Origin of the sequence: Methylobacterium sp. J-076, assembly GCF_022829405.1 — a bacterium.
GTDB lineage: Bacteria > Pseudomonadota > Alphaproteobacteria > Rhizobiales > Beijerinckiaceae > Methylobacterium.
Window position 1 is genome coordinate 1 of sequence record NZ_JAKSXW010000004.1, and the last position, 287, is coordinate 287.

General features: G+C 61.7%; 1 tRNA gene and 1 rRNA gene. Both read left to right on the plus strand.

Features of this window, described 5'->3' with window-relative positions:
• Nucleotides 1–108, plus strand: a 5S ribosomal RNA gene (gene rrf / locus MKK53_RS00050); the annotation flags it as partial.
• Between the two features lie 44 nt (nucleotides 109–152).
• Nucleotides 153–229 (plus strand) — tRNA-Met (locus MKK53_RS00055).
• The last annotated feature ends 58 nt before the right edge of the window (nucleotides 230–287 follow it).

A 287-nucleotide genomic window follows, 5' to 3' on the forward strand; every position in this document is an offset into this window, starting at 1 on the left:
CTCGAGCGGCGTGCCCAGAACCCGATCCCATCTCGAACTCGGCCGTTAAACACGCCAGCGCCCATGGTACTGTGCCTCAAGGCACGGGAGAGTCGGTCGCCGCCAGACCCGCACAACGCAAATCTCCATTCCCTCTCACGAACCAAGTTTGCCGCGGGGTGGAGCAGTCCGGTAGCTCGTCAGGCTCATAACCTGAAGGTCGTTGGTTCAAATCCAACCCCCGCAACCAAATCCCACACCACCACACCCGCCCCGTCGAAAGACAGGGCGGGTTTTTTCGTGCGCGC